Origin of the sequence: Paraburkholderia sediminicola (assembly GCF_902859805.1) — a bacterium.
Taxonomy (GTDB): Bacteria; Pseudomonadota; Gammaproteobacteria; order Burkholderiales; family Burkholderiaceae; genus Paraburkholderia; species Paraburkholderia sediminicola.
In genome coordinates this window covers 311,381-329,717 of record NZ_CADIKC010000008.1, presented here as the reverse complement: position 1 = coordinate 329,717, position 18,337 = coordinate 311,381, and the positions used below count along the sequence as shown (strand labels likewise).

20 protein-coding genes are annotated in these 18,337 nt (G+C 58.2%); 15 read left to right on the top strand and 5 right to left on the bottom strand.

All coding sequences use genetic code 11. From position 1 onward, the window contains the following. Positions 1 to 238 precede the first annotated feature (238 nt). The 3 genes from R8871_RS26650 to R8871_RS26640 form a co-directional block, all read right to left on the bottom strand. Complete coding sequence (locus tag R8871_RS26650; RefSeq protein WP_175053143.1) at positions 239 to 712, bottom strand: ester cyclase; 474 nt, start codon at positions 710 to 712, stop codon at positions 239 to 241. Positions 713 to 821: 109 nt separating this feature from the next. Beyond that, positions 822 to 1,481, bottom strand: a complete 660-nt coding sequence (locus tag R8871_RS26645) for a hypothetical protein (protein WP_175053142.1) — start codon at positions 1,479 to 1,481, stop codon at positions 822 to 824. Positions 1,482 to 1,569: 88 nt separating this feature from the next. Then, positions 1,570 to 2,265, bottom strand: a complete 696-nt coding sequence (locus tag R8871_RS26640) for a fumarylacetoacetate hydrolase family protein (protein ID WP_175053141.1) — start codon at positions 2,263 to 2,265, stop codon at positions 1,570 to 1,572. Positions 2,266 to 2,575: 310 nt separating this feature from the next. Between R8871_RS26640 and R8871_RS26635 the strand changes: the two genes are divergently transcribed. From R8871_RS26635 to gtdA, 15 genes are all read left to right on the top strand, one after another. Then, positions 2,576 to 3,478 (top strand): LysR family transcriptional regulator, encoded by a 903-nt coding sequence (locus R8871_RS26635; protein ID WP_175053140.1) that lies wholly within the window; start codon positions 2,576 to 2,578, stop codon positions 3,476 to 3,478. A gap of 154 nt (positions 3,479 to 3,632) precedes the next feature. After that, positions 3,633 to 4,607, top strand: a complete 975-nt coding sequence (locus tag R8871_RS26630) for a helix-turn-helix domain-containing protein (protein ID WP_175053139.1) — start codon at positions 3,633 to 3,635, stop codon at positions 4,605 to 4,607. A gap of 166 nt (positions 4,608 to 4,773) precedes the next feature. Continuing rightward, positions 4,774 to 5,535 (top strand): SDR family NAD(P)-dependent oxidoreductase, encoded by a 762-nt coding sequence (locus R8871_RS26625; protein ID WP_175053138.1) that lies wholly within the window; start codon positions 4,774 to 4,776, stop codon positions 5,533 to 5,535. Positions 5,536 to 5,722: 187 nt separating this feature from the next. Then, a complete protein-coding gene (locus R8871_RS26620; protein ID WP_175053137.1) occupies positions 5,723 to 6,595 on the top strand; it encodes a pirin family protein in 873 nt (290 codons plus the stop codon). A gap of 56 nt (positions 6,596 to 6,651) precedes the next feature. Further along, a complete protein-coding gene (locus tag R8871_RS26615; RefSeq protein ID WP_175053136.1) occupies positions 6,652 to 7,077 on the top strand; it encodes a DoxX family protein in 426 nt (141 codons plus the stop codon). 95 nt (positions 7,078 to 7,172) lie between these two features. Beyond that, entirely contained in the window at positions 7,173 to 7,772 is a 600-nt protein-coding gene (gene wrbA, locus R8871_RS26610; protein WP_175053135.1) for an NAD(P)H:quinone oxidoreductase, read from the top strand. A gap of 141 nt (positions 7,773 to 7,913) precedes the next feature. Then, positions 7,914 to 8,369: an ester cyclase gene (locus tag R8871_RS26605; protein ID WP_175053134.1), complete on the top strand. Its 456-nt coding sequence runs from the start codon at positions 7,914 to 7,916 to the stop codon at positions 8,367 to 8,369. 93 nt (positions 8,370 to 8,462) lie between these two features. Next, positions 8,463 to 9,233 carry an SDR family oxidoreductase gene (locus R8871_RS26600; protein WP_175053133.1) on the top strand — a complete coding sequence of 257 codons (771 nt, stop codon included), beginning with the start codon at positions 8,463 to 8,465 and terminating at the stop codon, positions 9,231 to 9,233. 48 nt (positions 9,234 to 9,281) lie between these two features. Next, entirely contained in the window at positions 9,282 to 10,208 is a 927-nt protein-coding gene (locus R8871_RS26595; RefSeq protein ID WP_175053132.1) for an NADP-dependent oxidoreductase, read from the top strand. Between the two features lie 146 nt (positions 10,209 to 10,354). Further along, positions 10,355 to 11,263, top strand: a complete 909-nt coding sequence (locus R8871_RS26590) for a LysR substrate-binding domain-containing protein (protein ID WP_281370254.1) — start codon at positions 10,355 to 10,357, stop codon at positions 11,261 to 11,263. 512 nt (positions 11,264 to 11,775) lie between these two features. Continuing rightward, positions 11,776 to 12,858 carry a porin gene (locus tag R8871_RS26585; protein ID WP_175053130.1) on the top strand — a complete coding sequence of 361 codons (1,083 nt, stop codon included), beginning with the start codon at positions 11,776 to 11,778 and terminating at the stop codon, positions 12,856 to 12,858. A gap of 12 nt (positions 12,859 to 12,870) precedes the next feature. Then, on the top strand, positions 12,871 to 13,236 hold the full coding sequence (locus R8871_RS26580; protein WP_175053129.1) for a BON domain-containing protein: 366 nt from the start codon (positions 12,871 to 12,873) through the stop codon (positions 13,234 to 13,236). Between the two features lie 272 nt (positions 13,237 to 13,508). Further along, a complete protein-coding gene (gene maiA / locus R8871_RS26575; protein ID WP_175053233.1) occupies positions 13,509 to 14,171 on the top strand; it encodes a maleylacetoacetate isomerase in 663 nt (220 codons plus the stop codon). Next, positions 14,168 to 15,469, top strand: coding sequence for an MFS transporter (locus R8871_RS26570; protein WP_175053128.1), 1,302 nt, complete (start codon positions 14,168 to 14,170; stop codon positions 15,467 to 15,469). The genes maiA and R8871_RS26570 overlap by 4 nt, the downstream gene beginning before the upstream one ends. Next, on the top strand, positions 15,459 to 16,523 hold the full coding sequence (gtdA, locus tag R8871_RS26565) for a gentisate 1,2-dioxygenase (RefSeq protein WP_175053127.1): 1,065 nt from the start codon (positions 15,459 to 15,461) through the stop codon (positions 16,521 to 16,523). Before R8871_RS26570 ends, gtdA begins: the two co-directional genes overlap by 11 nt. A 6-nt stretch (positions 16,524 to 16,529) precedes the next feature. Here the strand turns inward: gtdA and benD are convergent, their stop codons facing one another. Both benD and benC read right to left on the bottom strand, forming a co-directional pair. Then, complete coding sequence (gene benD / locus R8871_RS26560) at positions 16,530 to 17,306, bottom strand: benzoate diol dehydrogenase BenD (protein ID WP_175053126.1); 777 nt, start codon at positions 17,304 to 17,306, stop codon at positions 16,530 to 16,532. Next, positions 17,303 to 18,325 carry a benzoate 1,2-dioxygenase electron transfer component BenC gene (benC, locus tag R8871_RS26555; protein WP_175053125.1) on the bottom strand — a complete coding sequence of 341 codons (1,023 nt, stop codon included), beginning with the start codon at positions 18,323 to 18,325 and terminating at the stop codon, positions 17,303 to 17,305. The genes benD and benC overlap by 4 nt, the downstream gene beginning before the upstream one ends. Between the last annotated feature and the right edge of the window lie 12 nt (positions 18,326 to 18,337).

Below are 18,337 nucleotides of genomic sequence, written 5' to 3'. Positions count from 1 at the left end.
GTATTCGATCGCCGAAATTCAACGTCCAACAAGAAATTCCGGTCGCCATCGACAAATAAAACTTATCGCCGTCTCATCGGACATCGCACAACTGTCGCGCAGTTGGGGCGATGCGGTACGCACATACCGAACACGGTCGTACGGAAATTTACCTACAAGCGTGGAGTGGCGTCGAGCAGCAACACAGTGTTGTACATGGCGGTGTGGTGGGCATGATTGCCGGTAGCCTCGGCATCACCTATCGGGACAGGTGACCCAGTTCGCGAAGACCGGTCATCCAATCCTCGGTGTGCCACGTGCGAACGATTTTGCCGTTCTCGATTTCGTGGATGTCGACGGCCTGTATTTTCATCGATCGTCCGGTGGCTGGCAGCCCTGCAAAAGACTGGCGCTGTGTTCCGGTTATGGTCGATCGAACAACCACTTTGTTTCCCTCCTGGATGATGTCCTCGATCTTGATGTCGAAGTCGGGAAATGCACTCGTCAGCATGGCCATTGCCGCTTTTGCGGCCTCGGGACGATACGGAACGGTCGGTGGAGAAGGGATGTCGACCCAGTTCGGCGCCAGAATCTTCTCAAGCAGTTTGGCATCGTGGCGTGAGAAGGCCTCGTACCATTGCGATGCGATCTGCGTCGGTTCGCTCACCGCCGGCGCGGCGCTCGGCTCAACCACGAGCAGCAAACCGGCGATCAATGCGATCAGTGTCTTCATGGCCTCATCTCAAGTCTGCAGTAGCGGTGCGATCGCGCTTACCCGCTGCATGATCGAATAGCAGATTTTCTGCGTCCCGGTGTTCGGTGATCTGGATGGCGTGTCGGCATCAGTCCAGCGTCGATCGAGCCAGAAAAGGGGCGAGCAGTTCCCGGGCAATCTCCGGCGTTACGACGTCAGCGGGTGCAAGCTTTTCATAGGTGTAGCTTTCCGGGTCGTCGTAGATACGTTCGGCGATGAGCTTGGGCTTCGGCTCATTCGTATACGTGAAGATCTGGAAGAGGTGATGCGTCATCAGGTAGTGCGCCGCAGGGTCGGCGTTGATGCCGTGGTCCTTCAGGCACACGCCGGGTACGACGTGGGTCCATACGGCTTCGGTGGTGACACCGTAATCGTCGACACCCATGTTCATGGTTCGCGCACCCATCACGTTCTGGCGTGTTTCGGCGGCTTCGCGATAGAAGCCTTCGACGGCGACCTTGCCCGTCAACACGTGCATCTGACGCCGGTCGCCGACACGGTACATGGGCTCATTAACGGTCAATTCAGGGACGATGATCTGATCCCAGTATCCCGCCACTTCCAGAAGCAAATGGCGAAAGTAGTTCTTTAACATGGCCCGGTGATGCGGATTGGTGGTCTTGTGGAGAAATGCTTCGACTTCCCGGGGCCATTGGGTGACGTCGAACTTTGCCGGGACGTGCATCAACGTCAGCGCGTCTGTCGTAGGTATCTCTCGGCCCGGCGCCGCCAGGGTGGCGTATTTCATGACTCGCTCCTATTGGTTGTACGAATGAAATTCAAATGACGTGCGGCTCCTGCTTCAGGCTGGCCACGCTGCGCCTCTGCGGACATGGTCAGCGCACCTTCACGCTCAACTCACCCAGGCCGGTGATCCCTCCCGTCATGATGTCTCCGCGGTGGACGGGTCCGACGCCTTCGGGCGTGCCGGTATAGATGAGATCGCCGGGCTGCAGTTCGAAATACGTGGACAGATTGGCGATGATTTCGGGTACGGACCAGATGAGCTTGCTGAGGTCTGTGCGTTGCCGATCCTCGCCATTGACCTTTACCCAGAGCGCGCCATGGTCGATGTGGCCGACTTCGCTGGCTCTGTGGAGCGGGGCAATGGGCGCCGATTGATCAAATGCTTTGCCTAGTTCCCATGGCCGCCCCTTGTCACGCAGCGCCAACTGCAGGTCGCGCCGGGTCATGTCGAGACCGACCGCGTATCCAAAGACATAGGTCAGCGCATCTTCGACAGCGATGTCATTTCCCGCGCGTCCAATCGCTACGACCAGTTCAATTTCATGGTGGTACTCACTGGTCTTCGGCGGATACGGAACTTCAACGGTTGTTCCAGTCGGAACGTTCACGATGGAATCTGCCGGCTTGCAGAAGAAAAACGGTGGTTCACGGTTCGGGTCGAAGCCCATTTCGCGAGCGTGGGCGGCATAGTTGCGGCCTACACAGTAGATGCGTCGAACCGGAAAGACGGAGTCGCCGCCCTGGATTGGTATGGTCGGCGTGGATAAAGCGAACTCGATGTGCATGAAGGCAACTCCTTTGTTCTATAGCCGCTGATCGATGATCCCGTGCCGGCAGTTCTTTGAGTGCAGGCGTGGTTGCACTCATGTCAGGTGCTACGAAGTATGGTTGCGCGCTGCATCTGCGTCCAACGATGAAAACAGACATCGTGATCTCGAAGTCAGATCACGACGCCTCACGTCAGGTTGCCTGCCGGCCTGTCGGTGTGCTATGTAAATCCAGGCCGGACGGAGGCAGGCGAGTCCGTGTTTATGTACTTGACACGACACTCGGAAGGCTATATTTCTCGACCCATACCATTCGGGAAATCGATATATGCTCGACGGCGTATCCATGGATCAGCTGCGTACCTTCATTGCTGCCGCGGACGAAGGAAGCTTCTCAGCAGCAGGACGCAAGCTTCGCAGGACACAGTCCGTCGTGAGCCAGACGCTCGCCAATCTGGAAGCCCAGATCAATGTGCCATTGTTCGACCGGAGCGGCCGCTATCCGCGCTTGACGGAGGAAGGTGCTGCACTGCTTTCAAAGGCGCGGCTCGTCGTCGGCGACATGGACGGCTTCAAGGCGACGGCGCGAGCAATCGCGGAGGGACTTGAGCCGGAGCTTTCTGTCGTGGTGGACGTCATGTATCCGATGAGCTCACTCACGGTGGCCGTTGGAGAGTTCCGTGATGCATTTCCTCACACGCCATTGCGCCTATATGTCGAAGCTTTGGGGGCGGTAGTGCAGCGAGTGCTGGAGCGCGCGTGCAGGCTCGGCATTAGCGGTTCCATGCCAGCCGTGCCAGAAACGGTTGATGCCGAGAAGCTGCTCGATGTGCCGATGGTGACCGTTGCCGCTCCGAAGCATCCTTTGGCATCGTTCAAACGAGTGATCCGGTCGCGCGAGTTAGAAGAACATGTGCAGCTTGTGTTGACCGATCGCACGCCACTGACCGATGGGAAGTCGTTCGGGGTGTTCTCTCCACAGATCTGGCGATTATCTGATCTGGGCGCAAAGCATGCGTTTTTGCGAGCCGGCCTCGGATGGGGGCACATGCCGGTAGCGATGGTACAGGCCGATCTGATTGCGGGGGATCTGGTACCGCTGCAAATCGAAAACTTTCAGCCTCAAACGCCGCCGATCGCCATGTATGCGATCTATCGCCGAGATACGCCGCCAGGCCCTGCAGGCCGTTGGTTCCTCGGTCGACTCAAGCAAACCTCAAACGAATACTGACGTTCGCGGCCTGACGAATGGCCGGCCTTAAATGGCAATTGTGATCGCCATTCAAGGTCGTTACATGGCAGCGCAAGCGGGATCGATGCGCCGTCTGGCGGTTGCCTTCCACACAAGACTTGCTGTCTGATGATCTGTTGATCAGGAGGTGAGAATGCATGACGAGGCGCTCGGCATTTTTCGCTGGACAACGCGCGACTTTTCGCCTGCGCGCAGGTTCGAGGCGTACATGGATATATTGTGTAGGCAATTAATCCATGTATCGGGCAACAGCGCGAAAAGATCGGGCTTCTCTGCTGAGATCGCCTCGACTCAAATAGGAAACATGCGGGTCAGTTCGATCAGTGGGTCGACGCAGGATGCGTATCGCACACGCCATGATATATGTTGCGAAAACAAAGAAGAGTATTACCTGATGGTGGGTATCGGTTGTGCCTGGCGTTTCGTCTTCGAGCAGACCGTTGTTTCGTTACGCGCCGGAGATCTCGTCCTGTCCGACTCGCGTCGCATTCAGCGTTTTCATTGGCCGGACAATGCGCTGGCGTTGAGTTTCGGGTTGCCCATCGACTGGGTGGAGACATGGTTGCCGAATCCGGCGTCTGTCGTGGGAAGGAGAATCGATGGCGATTCCGGATGGGGCGCGGCCCTATCGGCGTACCTCTCACAGCTAACGCCCGAGCGCGCGGTTACAGCGCCGCTGAGCAGCGACATTCTGACCGATCACGTCGGTGCGTTGCTCGCTCTGGCAACGAGTGAAATTACAGCGTCGCGACAGGAGCAGGCTCCGCACCGAGACATGCACGTTCGCATTGTCGACTGCATCAAACAACGTAGCAGTGAGTTGCAGTTGAGCGCAATGGATGTTGCCGCGTCGCTTGGGCTATCCGTGAGAACCCTGCATCGCATTCTTGCATTGCACGGCGATACGTTTGGCCGGCGACTTATCGACGCCCGAATTCAAACCGCCGAACGCATGCTGAGATCGCGCCTGTTCGATCAGGTAACGACCGCGGAGATAGGGCGGCGTGCGGGCTTCGTCGATTCGACCCATTTCATCAAGGTTTGCAAGAGCCGTTTCGGCAAGACGCCAGGCGCGTTGCGCCGCGACAGAGGAACTGCCACGTTGTGATCTTCCATCGCGGCGAGAACAGCGATGCGGGCCGTGGCACACAAAACCAGTCCTTTGGCGCGCATGACCGATTCGTCCGCGCTGAGCCCTCTACCATGGTTACTACGTCTTCTTCTTCGATCACATCGATGCACGGAAGTCGTTCAACCAACTGTGGAGAGAGCGTATGCCCGACATCATTCCAACACCCAATGAAGTTGCAGGAAAGGTCGTGCTGGTCACCGGCGCGGCGAGTGGGATTGGTCGTTCGATAGCTCTGTTGCTTCATTCCAGAGGTGCAAAGGTTATCGCCGAAGACGTGAGCTCGGATGTTGAAAAGCTCAGTCGCGATGGACTGGTTCCACTGCGGGCCGACGTCACGGAGGATGGCGCCGCAGAAGCGGCGGTGGCGCTTGCCGTAGAGAAATTTGGAAGGTTAGACATACTGGTGAACAACGCCGGTCGCATCCTGTACAAACCTCTCGTCGAGATGACACGCGAAGACTGGGAGTGGCAGATGAATACGAACGTCACTGGCGCATTCCTGCATTCCCGTGAGGCAGCGAAGGTGATGATTCCTCGCAAGAGCGGTGCGATAGTCAACATCGCCTCGTACGCTTCTTTCTTTGCGTTTCCAGGGATTTCTGCTTATACGGCGTCGAAAGGTGCTTTGGCGCAGCTCACCCGCACTCAGGCGCTCGAGGTTATCGAACACGGTATCCGCGTGAACGCAATCGGCGTCGGCGATGTGGTGACCAATCTGCTGAATCACTTCATGGAAGACGGTCCGGGTTTTCTTGCAGAGCATGGGAAAGCCGCGCCGATTGGCCGGGCGGCGAAAGCGGATGAGATCGCGGAAATCGTCGCATTCCTCGCTTCAGATCGAGCCAGTTTCATCGTTGGTGCGGTTGTGATGGCCGATGGCGGAATGAGCGTGCCCGTGGGTTGAAGGAACAGGCGTCATCGTTAGCGGGGTAGGCGGCGAACCGATTGGCATCTGCAAACTGCCACGCGGAGAGGGTTCGTTGCAGGGGACCTATAAGTCAAGGCGATGGATTCCATTAAAACATATTGGCTTCCGCTGGGGGTGGCCACGCTCTAACCTTCGGTCATGTCATCTCCACAAGGAAATTGCCATGGCACTCGCCACTGATCTACTTGAAGCGGCCACTCCCGTAGGCCGGTCAGCCAGTCTGTCGCGCGTCATCGTTGCGCGTACGCAGGGGCGCCGGCATGGGCCGGTCACGCGCATCGTGAGCCCCGCCGAATTGGGCGAACTGATCAAGCCTTTCGTGTTCCTGGACTACTTCGATTTCACGCCGTCGAGCGACGCACTGTTTCCAATGCACCCGCATTCGGGCATCGCGACGATCACGGTTCTGCTCTCTGGCAACCTGCGTTACGAGGACACAACGGGCGCGTCGGGTGTTCTGTCCGCCGGCAGCGTCGAATGGATGAATGCGGGCAACGGCATCTGGCACGACGCCAGTCCCGCGGACCACAAGCGCTTTCACGGTTACCAGATGTGGGTGGCGTTGCCGCGTGCAATCGAAAATGGGGAACCGCAAACTCAGTATCTTCCCGCGCAAGCCATCCCGCATGTGGGTCCGGCGCGCGTGATTCTCGGCAGCTACAGAGACGCACACAGCCCGGTAGCGGCTCCTGATGGGATCAACTATCTGCATGTACGGCTCAACGCAGGCGAGCAGTGGCGCTATGTTCCGCCGGCAGGACATAGCGTTGCCTTCACCCACGTACATCGAGGCACGCTTCGTGTTGCAGGCGAACGTCTGCGCAGCGAACTCGCGGTCTTCAACGAGTCCGAAGACGCACTCGACTTCACCGCAGACACCGACGTTGAATTCATTTTCGCGTCCGCAGTAAAGCACCCGCATGACCTCGTGCTCGGTTACTACTCGGTTCACACCTCAGAGGCCGCGCTGCAAGCGGGAGAAGCTCAGATCGCCCGGATTGGCGAACAGCTTCGCTTTCGCGGCCGTATCCGGTAATCACTCAAGTAGTCTCATTTGTCTTTGCCTCTTTTTTTGAACTTAAGGAACCCATCATGAACTCAAGCTCTGTAAATTCTTACCAGACCCTGCCGCTAATTGGGCGCATTCTCATCGCCGCCATTTTTCTCGTGAGCGGCTTTAGCAAACTCACAGCACCTGGCGCGACCATCGGCTACATCGGCTCGCTCGGTTTGCCCGCACCGCTCGTCGGCTATCTTGGCTCGATGGCTCTCGAGCTGGTTGGTAGCGCTCTGCTGATCGTCGGCTATCGCACGCGACTCGTTGCCGCGCTGCTAGCAGTGTATTCAATTATTACCGCGCTGATCTTCCACCACGCGCTCGGCGACCAGAACCAGATGTTCCACTTTCTCAAGAACGTCGCAATGGCCGGCGGTTTGCTCCAGGTTGTGGCTTATGGCGCGGGCGCATTCAGCTTTGACAACCGTCGCGAGTTGCCGGTCGCGGGTATCACGCAATAACGATGTTTGGAACGATCCTGAGTCGTTCCAGCAGTACACCTGTTGCACACCTGCGGCGCCATGATGGCCCGCTTCATTACCCTAAGGAGATTGCGATGGCTAAGGTTCTTGTTCTCTACTATTCGTCGTACGGACATATCGAGCAGATGGCAGAGGCCGTCGCACAAGGCGCTCGCAGTGCAGGCGCGCAAGCCGACGTCAAGCGCGTACCGGAAACGGTGCCTGAAGAAGTCGCCAAAGGCGCGCATTTCAAGCTGGATCAGGCGGCTCCGGTCGCAACAGTCGCCGACCTCGAGAACTACGATGCGATCGTAGTGGGGACCGGAACCCGTTACGGACGCATGTCGTCGCAGATGGCTGCGTTCCTCGATCAGACTGGTGGTTTGTGGATGCGTGGCGCGCTGAACGGCAAGGTTGGCGGCGCGTTTGCGTCGACTGCCACCCAGCATGGGGGTCAGGAAACCACGCTTTTCTCGATCATCACGAACCTGATGCATCTGGGTATGGTTATCGTCGGCCTGCCGTATAGCCATCAGGGGCAGATGAACATGAGCGAGATCGTTGGCGGCGCGCCTTATGGCGCTACCACCGTCGCTTCCGGCGACGGCTCGCGTCAGCCAAGCGAGATCGATCTGGCCGGCGCCCGCCATCAGGGTGAGCTGGTGGCGAAAACGGCGGCGAAGCTGTTCGGCTAACGTCTTTTCCGGCAAGTCTTTGAGTGAGCTGGGCACCATTGCCCAGCGTATCGACACAATAGATCGTTATGCTAACTATGAGTTCGATCAAGGTGAGCTGTGAACTGAAACACTCGCAATTCTACTTTTCTGGAGCATGACATGACCCGTAGCAACGCAAGCGAAGAGGCAAAGGCTGTAGTTCGTCGTAATACCGAGGAGGTACAAGGTAGCGGCAACTTCGACGTATTCGAAGAACTGTTCGCGGACGATTTCGTCGACCACACGCCGCAACCGAACTGTACGCCAGACAAGGACGGCGCACGCGGCCTCTACCACGCGCTGCGAGCCGCATTCCCCGACTTCCACGCGGACATCCATTGGCAGGTCGCCGACGGGGATCTGGTAACGACGTACAAGACTTATCACGGCACACACGAAGGCGTTTTCCTTGGCGTGCCGCCCACCGGTCGAAAGATCCATTTTGAAACCGTCGACGCGATGCGCGTGCGTAATGGCAAGATCGCTGAGCATTGGGGTGTGGCCAATCTCTTCTCGCTGATGCAGCAACTCGGTGCTTTTTCTGGCGGTGAGACGCAAGCGCGCGGAACGGAATGAACCTACGTAGTGGCGCAGCGATGCGAGCTACATACCACTAGACCATTCGTCAATTACATGCAGTTAAGCTTACCTATTTATAAGGATTCCACAATGAGCGACATTCTCAGGAACAAGATCGTGCTGGTCACGGGTGCGGCCAGCGGAATCGGTCGGGCCATTGCGATTAGTGCGGCGCGGCACGGTGCGAAGGCGGTGATCGTCTCAGACGTCACAGATACCCCGCATGAGGGCGGTGCGCCGACCACCTCCGAGATTGAAGCGCTCGGCGTGCCCACGCGGTTTCAGCGCACGGACGTGACGCAGCACGCGGAAGTCGACGCGCTGGTTGGTGCAGCGGCTGAGTTCGGCGGCGTCGACGTGATGGTTTGCAACGCCGGCATCACGCTTCGCGAGGACGGTCCCGAGGTGGCCGAAAGCGACTACAGGCGGTTGATGGCGGTCAATCTTGATGGCGCCCTTTTCGGTGCGCAAGCCGCGGCGCGGCAGATGAAGGCGCGCGGCAAGCCTGGCAGTATCGTGCTGATGGCGAGCATGGGGGGTATCGCAGGCGCTGGAATGACCGTCGCTTACTCCACCAGCAAGGGTGGCGTCGTGCTGATGGCCAAGGCCCTCGCGGATGCGCTCGGCCCCGACGGCATTCGCGTCAACGCGATTTGCCCCGGCACGATCGACACGCACTTGCTGCGCACGAATCCCGGCATTGCCGCAGCCTCGGAGGGTTTTCGGCAACGCACGCCGTTGCGCCGCCTGGGGCAGCCGTCAGAAATAGGCGACGCTGTCGCGTGGCTTGGTTCGGACATGTCGAGCTATGTCACCGGTATCGCTTTGCTGGTTGATGGCGGCCTGCTCTCTGTGATCTGACACGTCAGAGCGCTTGCCTATGTACGATCGTTCAATCAGGAGTTACCCATGAAGGCTATACGTGCCTACGCCTATGGCGGGCCCGAACGTTTGACGCTGGAAGACATTCCCGACCCCGTCCCGGGCGAAGGCGAGGTGTTGATCGATGTCGCGGCGAGCGGCGTCAACCCAGTGGACTGGAAAATTCTCGAGGGCAGGATGAAAGCCTTCCTGCCGCTGTCATTGCCTTACACCCCCGGCGTTGAGGTGTCGGGAACGATTTCCGCGTTGGGCGCTGGGGTCACGGACTTCGCCGTGGGTGACGACGTCTTTGGTTTCTTTGCTATTGTCGGCGGCTACGCCACCAAGGTGGTCGCCTCAGTTGAACGCCTTGCTACAGTGCCGAAAAAGCTCTCAATGTTTGAAGCGGCAGGGGTGCCGGCGGCCGCGTTGACCGCATGGCAGGCGTTGCACGAGCACGCTGGTGTCAAGCCGGGTCAGAGCGTGCTGATTTACGGCGCGGCGGGTGGCGTTGGCAGTATGGCGGTGCAGTTGGCCAGAATCGCCGGTTTGGAGGTAATCGGAACGGCGTCGTCGGTCAATCTCGAGTACGTCAAACGGCTTGGTGCGACGCAGGTCATCAACTACCGGAGTGACAGCTTCGAAGAGAGCGTGTCGTCCGTGGACGTCGTGCTGGATCTGATTGGCGGCGAAACGCAGGATCGTTCCTGGTCGTTGTTAAAGCCGGGCGGCGTCCTGGTGTCGCCGGTCAGCCCGCCGGACGCCGAACGCGCAAGGCGTGCAGGTGTGGTGGCGAAGCATTTCGCAACCCGCTCCGACGGCAGGCAGTTGAGCGCAATTGCAGCACACTTCGATTCGGGCGAACTCGTGGTCGAAGTTGAGACGGTCTTTCCGCTGTCGCGCGCCGCTGATGCCTTGCATAGAAACCTGACTGGTCATGCGCGCGGCAAACTCGTACTCGATGCGACCCGCTAGTTCCGGTCGGCCGGTTTGCGGAAGCATTGCTTCCGCAAACCGCCTGGCGAGGCGCCATACATCGACCACGGTTCATTGCTTGAGGAAAGCGCCTCAAGGCGCGGAACTTCGATGGGACTTTCGTAACCTCATGGCGCGCGCTCATCATGGACTTGCGTAGACTTCGGTATTTCATGGCAGTCGCCGAGGAACTGCATTTCGGCAGGGCCGCTCAGCGTATGCACGTTGTGCAGTCAGCCGTGAGTCATCAGGTGAAACTCCTCGAAGAAGAGCTCGGATTTTCGCTGCTGGAGCGTTCACGCCACAACGTCCGGCTTACTGTGCCCGGAGAGATATTTTTACCTGAAGCGCGTGATCTGCTGCGTCGGGCAGATGAGGCGATGCGCCGTGCGCGTGCGTCGGCAGATGGGACTGTTGGGCGGCTGGCGATCGGCTTTGTCGATAACGTTCTGTGGTCCATCCTGCCGCCGATACTTCGAGACTTTCGCCAGAGGTGGCCACAAGTCGAATTAACGCTGCATCCACTCGATCGGAGCGCGCAGATCGAGGCGATCAGGACGTCAGTCATCGACATAGGAATCATGCCCTCGCCGTCGCCTGGTCATGCTCTCAAGTCTGCAGAACTTGCGGCAGGCCCCTTGATTGCAGCCGTCCCGCAGGGTCATCCGCTTGCCGTACGGTCGACGCTTTCGATCGCCGAACTGGCGAGTGAGCCGTTTGTTCTGTTTCCACGAAGAATGAACAGCCGGATTCTGGAGATTATCGTTGCGTGCTGCGCCTCGGCCGGCTTTGCGCCTCGCATCGTAGAGGAAGCCGAACAGCTTCACACGCTCCTCGCGCTCGTTAGCGCGGGCCTCGGCGTTACGCTGGTGCCTCAGTGGGTTGCGCGCGTCCAGCAACACGACGTCATCTACATACCTCTTGACGAATTGCTTACGCCTTATGAGTTGATCGCCGCATGGAATCCCAATACGGACAATCCAGCGGTCGTGAACTTTCGTGAGATCGCAACCGAGGTCGCCGGCCAACTGCTTCTCCAACCACTGGGCCGATAGACCGTATCGGTTCCTCTCTCCGAACTTTGAATGCCCGTGATCAGGTATCGAGATCACGTAGTTATTTTTAATCGTTAGACAGCGATTACCGGAACCTCGATAGTCTGCATCAATGCGAGACGCAAAAAGCGGAGGCGACAAAGTTCTGAAGTCTCCTCATGATTGATGCATCGGTTCTCGCGTGGACCATCGGTGAAAAAAAATCCTTCAAGACCGGCATCTTTCAATGTCCGGGCGAATCTTTTCGTCTGGAATCGGAGGAGGCTGTGTATTAAGCCAATTTGCTGTGTGAAAAAATTGTCGATCATATTGGCAGTATTACTGAATAAATAAAAATACCGAATCTCAATTGGCAGAAAGTAAATCTGGATTCGCGCTCCGCTATTTACCTTCGTCTAAAAAGCAAGTTTGCTCGCAACTTCCATGCGACGCAGAGAGTGCCCGCTACAAAAAACGAATACGCAGGAGACAAAGAGTTTCGATGTGGCAATTCTAAGAGGAGGGGACTTTTGATGAAGAGGCAGATGTGCGCCGGCCTGCTGGCCGGTACGTTTGCGGTGTGTGGACATGCTGAATCGAGTGTAACGCTCTATGGCATTCTCGACACTGCAATCGAGTTCACCAATCATTGGCCAATCAATCCCGGCCAGCCTGCGACAAGCGGAAACCGTTGGTCAATGGCGGATGGAGCGCGCTCCGGTGGTTCCCGCTGGGGGCTGACCGGCAATGAAGATCTTGGCGGTGGTCTGAAGGCGGAATTTCAGATCGAGAGCGGTTTTCTGATTCCTGGCGGCGAGCTGATGCAGGAATTTTTTGGCCGGAGCGCGTGGATCGGTCTGACGTCACCGAAGGCCGGCACGCTACGCTTTGGCCGACAGTACACGTCTCTCGTCGATGCACTCTATCCGTCGTCACCGACTGACCTCTCGGGTACATACGAACCGGTCGTTGCGGAAGTTGGATCCAACCTTTGGGAAAGCAACGTCGTCAAATATAAGAACGCTTTCGGACCGGTGACGCTGACGGGGCACTATTCCTTCAGCAATCTCGCAGGGCAGTTCTCGAACGGATCGGGCTATGGCGGTGCCGCAGCATACGACATCGGCACGCTCTCCGTAAGCCTCGGATACGACAATCTTCATCGCTCGGAAGGTACTGGCGGAAACTACGCACGTTTCGAAAAGGCCGCTATCGGTATCACCTTTTCAACCGCCGCATTCAAGTTCATGGGCGGCTATCGGTATGGAAAGAACGATCCACTCGCCGGCTATGCCGCACGCGACGATTACTTCTGGGTGGCGACGCGCTATCTGCTCGCGGTCGACAAGATGCTCACCCTCGCGTACTACTACGACCGCATTCAGACAGCGACTGGAGCAAACGGTGAGGTGACAAGACCTGCCAGCCCACAGCAGGTTATGGCCATCGGCGACTACCTGTTATCAAAGCGCACCGATCTGTACGTGGTAGTGGGTTATTCGCGTCATTCAGCGCTTAACTTCGATTCCTACAACAGTACGTCTGCTGCTTATAGGACGGCATCCGCCGATAGCAGTCAGACCGGCGTGCAGATTGGCGTGCGGCATTCGTTCTAAGGGAGAAGCAGGATGAGAGCAATCGTACAGATGGGATTGGTAGCCGCATTGGCCGCCACTATCGCGCCGTCGACAGCATTCGCGCAGGACGGCAACGACAGCGCGGGGGTTGCGTCCGGATTTGCAGCGAGCGCGCCGAACGCAAAGGCGATCAGAGCTGCAAACCGTAAGCTCGCAAAAACTGTGCGAACTGCAATGGCGAAGGCAAAAGGGATCGACATGACCCAGTTATTTGTCTACGCGAAGGGCGGCGCTATAACGTTGTCTGGTTCTGTACCGAAGAGCGCTCAGGTAGATCGCGCTGAAGACGTCGCCAAAAGCGTGCCTGGCGTTTCTTCAGTTGACAATCGGCTCAGTGTATATGCGATAGAGCGGTAAGCCCGTGGGGCCGTTGCCTAAGGAGCAACGGCCTTCGCTCTTATTGTCGGCGTCCGTCTCCGTCGGTGTTCAAAGATAGTTAGCGTTACGAAACTCACATGACGAATGCGAGTTGAGTCCAGCTAGCTGGTAATCACTTGTCGAGATCACACGGTCGATTTTTATCGTTGGACAGTGATCACGGCAGCGTCGATAGTTAGTGACAACACAAGTTGGAGGAGACGGAAATGATCAATGAACTTTCGGCGTCAGCCGATCCTTACCATTCGGGGATGTCGGAGAGACCCGACGCTGTTGTCACACTCCACGGCTACTACCGGTCTTCCGCGTCATTTCGCGTCCGGATAGCGCTCAATCTCAAGGCGATAGCCTATGAGGATGCGTTTCATCATCTGCGGCGCGGCGAGCAGCGGGCGCCAGGCTACCTGAAGTTGAATCTTCAGGGACTTGTGCCGACGCTGGCCATTGATAGACAGGTACTGATTCAGTCGCTATCCATTCTTGAGTACCTTGATGAGACGCGGCCAAATCCCCCATTGCTACCGGCCGATCCGGCCGGGCGTGCACGCGTACGCGCGCTGGCGCAAATTGTCGCTTGCGATATCCATCCGATCGACAACCTGCGCGTTCTCAACTATCTGCGCAAAACACTTCATCAATCAGAAGACGCGATCAAGGATTGGTACAACCGGTGGATAGCGGACGGTTTTGAGGCCATCGAAGGGATGCTTGCAACCAGTCCCGAGACAGGGCGATTTTGCCACGGTGACAGCGTCACCATGGCGGACATCTGTCTCGTTCCGCAGGTAGTCAATGCGCGTAATTTCGATCTGGATATGAGTCCCTTTCCCATCCTGAAGCGAATTTCGGACGGGGCGCTTGCTTTGCCGGCGTTCGAACGTGCGATGCCATCAAACCAGAAGGATTTCGAATGAACGTTACTCCTCCGCTGACGCCCTCAACGGCGGCACCGTTGCAGGTTGAGTCGTCAAAAAGCTATGAATGGAAGGCTGTCACGCTGATGGCTCTCGGCATGGGACTTGTCGGCATCGATCGCTTCCTGATCGTGCCGTTGATGCCGGTACTGATGCGCGACCTGAAGCTCGACTATCAGGATCTCGGGCATATCACAGGCGCATTGGCGCTCGCGTGGGGCTTGTCCGCGCTCCTGACAGGGAATCTCTCAGACAGGATCGGCTTCAAGAGAGTCATTGTGCCGGCGATGGTTGGGTTTTCGTTGCTTGCGGGTCTTGGCGGACTCGCAACCGGCGTCGGCAGCCTGATTGCCATCCGCGCATTTATGGGTGTGGCCGAGGGCGCCTTCACACCGGCCAGCATCATTGCGACCATGGATGCGTCGCCCCCAAGCCGACACGGACGCAACGTCGGGATCCAGCAAATGATGCCGGCTCTGCTCGGACTTGGTCTCACCCCGATTGTGGTGACGCAGCTTCTCAAGGTGATGAACTGGCCGTGGATTTTTCTGCTCGTCGCATTTCCGGGTCTCATTGTTGCGTTCCTCGCGCAACGGGTGTTGCGACGACCATCGCCGGTTGAAATTGCGAAACACACCGCGACGCATGACGCGGCCCACCATCGTTGGTATGAGGTATTTCGCTATCGCAATGTACCGCTTGGCATCATCTGCATGCTGTGCTGGCTCGCGTGCCAGATCGTCATTGCAGCGCTGTTTCCCAATTATCTTGTTGACTATCTGCATCTCGACATACAGCAGATGGGTTTCATTCTTTCGTCGCTAGGCTTTGGCGGGGCGATCGGCGCGCTCGTACTGCCGGCCCTTTCAGACCGCGTTGGCCGCAAGCCGGTCATGCTGGCCTCTGCGGCGGGCGTATTTCTGTCGCTATGGATTTTCCTGCGGACTGGCGCTTCACCTGTTGCGCTGTTCATCTGCCTGATGATCGCGATGGGTTGCCTGTATAGCCTGATCACACTGACGGTTGGTCCGGTCGCGGCTGAAGCCGTGCCGGTCCAATTGATGTCCACGGCGTCGGGCATGATCATCGGTATTGGCGAAGTTTTTGGCGGTGGCGTTGCACCTGCGTACGCCGGTTATCTGGCCAAGCATTTCGGCATCGAGCATGCAGTGACCATGCCGCTTTGGACAATCTGCGCCGGAGCCATTGCAGTCGCAGCGTTGAAGGAAACAGCGCCTGCGCGGATCTTCAATAAACGCGGGATTGAGTCGGAAGAGAACGGGGGAAATGGTGGCTGATAACTCTGAAAAGCTGAGTGTGATGGAGACACCCGAGCGCGAGGCCTTTTACGAACGAATCGGCCAGAAGAACCTCGCGCCGCTTTGGACTTCGTTGAACGATCTGATCACGCCTGAGCCACGCAGCAAATGCGAGCCGGCACACTGGCGATTCGCGGACGTCCGCGCGGCCATGATGGAGGCGGGCGAGATCATTACGGCAAAGGAAGCCGAACGGCGCGTGCTCGTGCTGGAGAACCCAGGCCTGCGTGGTCAATCGAAGATCACAACCGATCTGTATGCGGGGGTGCAGCTGGTCCTTCCCGGCGAGGTCGCGCCCGCGCACCGTCACGCGCAAACAGCCCTGCGTTTTGTACTGGAAGGCGGTGGCGCTCACACATCGGTGAATGGCGAACGGACATTGATGAACGAAGGGGACTTCATTATCACGCCGCCGATGGCATGGCACGATCACGGCAACGAAAGCGACAGGCCTATTTTCTGGCTGGACGGTCTGGACATACCTGTGGTGCAGTTTGTGGACGCCTCGTTTGCCGAGCATCTTGGCGAGGACGAGCAATCGATTACGCGTCCAGTCGGCGACAGTGACGTCCGCTACGGCGCCAATCTGCTGCCGGTTGACTATCATCCCGTCGGTGGAACCTCGCCGATCTTCAACTATCCTTATGCCCGGACACGCGAAGCGCTGGAGCGGATGCGTCGCGCGAATGCGTGGGATCCCTGTCATGGGTTGAAGATGAGGTATGTCAACCCGAACAACGGGAAGTATGCGATGGCGACGATGGCTACCTTCACTCAGTTGCTGGTCAAAGGGTTTTCGACGGCACCATACCGCTCAACCGACGCGACCGTCTTTGTGCCCATCGAAGGGCGGGGCCGCAGCCGGATTGGAAATGACGTCGTCGTGGAGTGGAGCAAGCGGGATATCTTTGTCGTCCCGTCGTGGCATCACGTCCAGCACGAGGCAGACGAGGACAGCGTCCTGTTCTCTTTTTCCGACCGGCCCATACAGGAGGCGCTTTATCTGTTCAGGGAGGAAAGGGGCGCGGCTTGAGTCGCCTCAACCAGTATCACCACCCGCCACCGGCAACACCGTGCCCGTGATATAGCCTGCCTCGTCTGAAGCGAGGAACAGAATCGGGGCGACCTGTTCGTCGATGCTGCCGTAGCGTTTAAGGAAGGTGGATTCAGTGACCTGCTTCACCGCGTCGCCCATCCAGACCTTTTCCTGATCGCTGTCGCCGGCAGTATTGCGAGGAACGCGTCGCGGCGGTGCGTCGGTCCCGCCTGGCGCTGTAGCGACCACACGGATGTTGTGCTCCGCGTACTCCATCGCCAGTGACTGCGTGATCGCGTTGACACCGCCCTTGGCTGCCGAATACGGTACGCGGCGGATACCACGCGTAGCATTCGATGAGACGTTGACGATGGCGCCACCGCCCCGTTTGAGCAGGTGCGGCAACACAGCATGGCAGGCATACAGCGTGGGCATGAGTGAGCGACGAATTTCCGCGTCAATCTGCGCAGGTTCGAACTCAGCGAACGGACGCATGCGGATCGCGCCACCGACGCCATTGATCAGTATGTCGATGCCGCCAAACTTGCTTACGGCAAAAGCCATCGCCGATGCCGCGCCTTCGTACGTCTCGAGGTCGGCGACGAAGCCTGCCGTCTCCGCGCCGTCTGCTTCAGCCGCAACTTCAGAGACGAACTCCGCGCGGTCGACGAACAGCACCTTGCCGCCTTCCGCGGCCGCGCGAAGCGCTACGGCGCGACCAATGCCCTGTGCAGCGCCTGTGACGACCATGACCTTGCCGGCAAATCGTTGCGTGCTCATGCGGTCCTCGGTGCTGCGTTAGGAGTGAACTTCTCGTAGTGGAAGCTGTTGGGCTTCACGCCGTTTTCGTCGAAATGCTTGCGCACTGCGTCGACCATCGGCGGCGGCCCGCACAGGTAAACGTCGACATCACCATCGTTCAGGGCTTCTGCTGGCATGTGCTGCGTCACCCAGCCTTTGCGGGGATGGGTCGAATCCGTGTCGGCCACGACGGTGGCGTAAGTGAAATTCGGCAACTTCGGCAGGTACGCTTCGATTGCATCGACCTGCACCAGGTCGAGGTCCCGGGTCACACCGTAAATCAGGTGGACCTTCTGCTGCGAATCGGCGCGCGCCAGCACTTCCAGCATCGACAGGAACGGAGCCAGGCCCGTGCCGCCCGCGAGGAACAGCAACGGCCGCTCCACGGCGCGCAGATAGAAACTGCCGAGCGGCCCGATCAGATCCAGCTTGTTGCCAGGCTGCGCGGAATCGAGCCAGGTACTCATGACTCCACCGGGAATCCGCTTGATCAGAAAACTGACTTTCGATTGCCCCGGCGCCGATGAAAATGAATACGAGCGATGCTGGCCGCTGCCGGGAACATCGATGTTGACGTACTGACCGGGCAGGAATACCGGCGCGGTCGCATCCACGTCCAGCTCGAGCACCACGGCCGCATCGTTGTGCGGCTCCACCTTCGATACTGTCGCGGCGAACCGGCTCTGTTCCGTCTTGCACGCAGTGGAAGAGGCGGGCACGGCAATCACGCAGTCGCTTTGCGGCACCATCTGGCAGGTGAGTACGAGGCCACTGTCTTTCTCGTCGTCGCTCAGCGCGTCTTCGATGTAATCGTCGCCCAGGTCATAGCTGCCGCTCTCGGCGCGGCACTTGCAGGTACCGCACACGCCATCGGAGCAATCCATTGGCAGGTTGATTTTCGCGCGAAAGGCCGCATCAAGCACCTTCTCGCCCGGCTTGCATGCGACGAAGCGGGTCACGCCGTCTTCGAAGTTCAATGCAATGTTGTAAACGGACATGTTGTCTCCTCT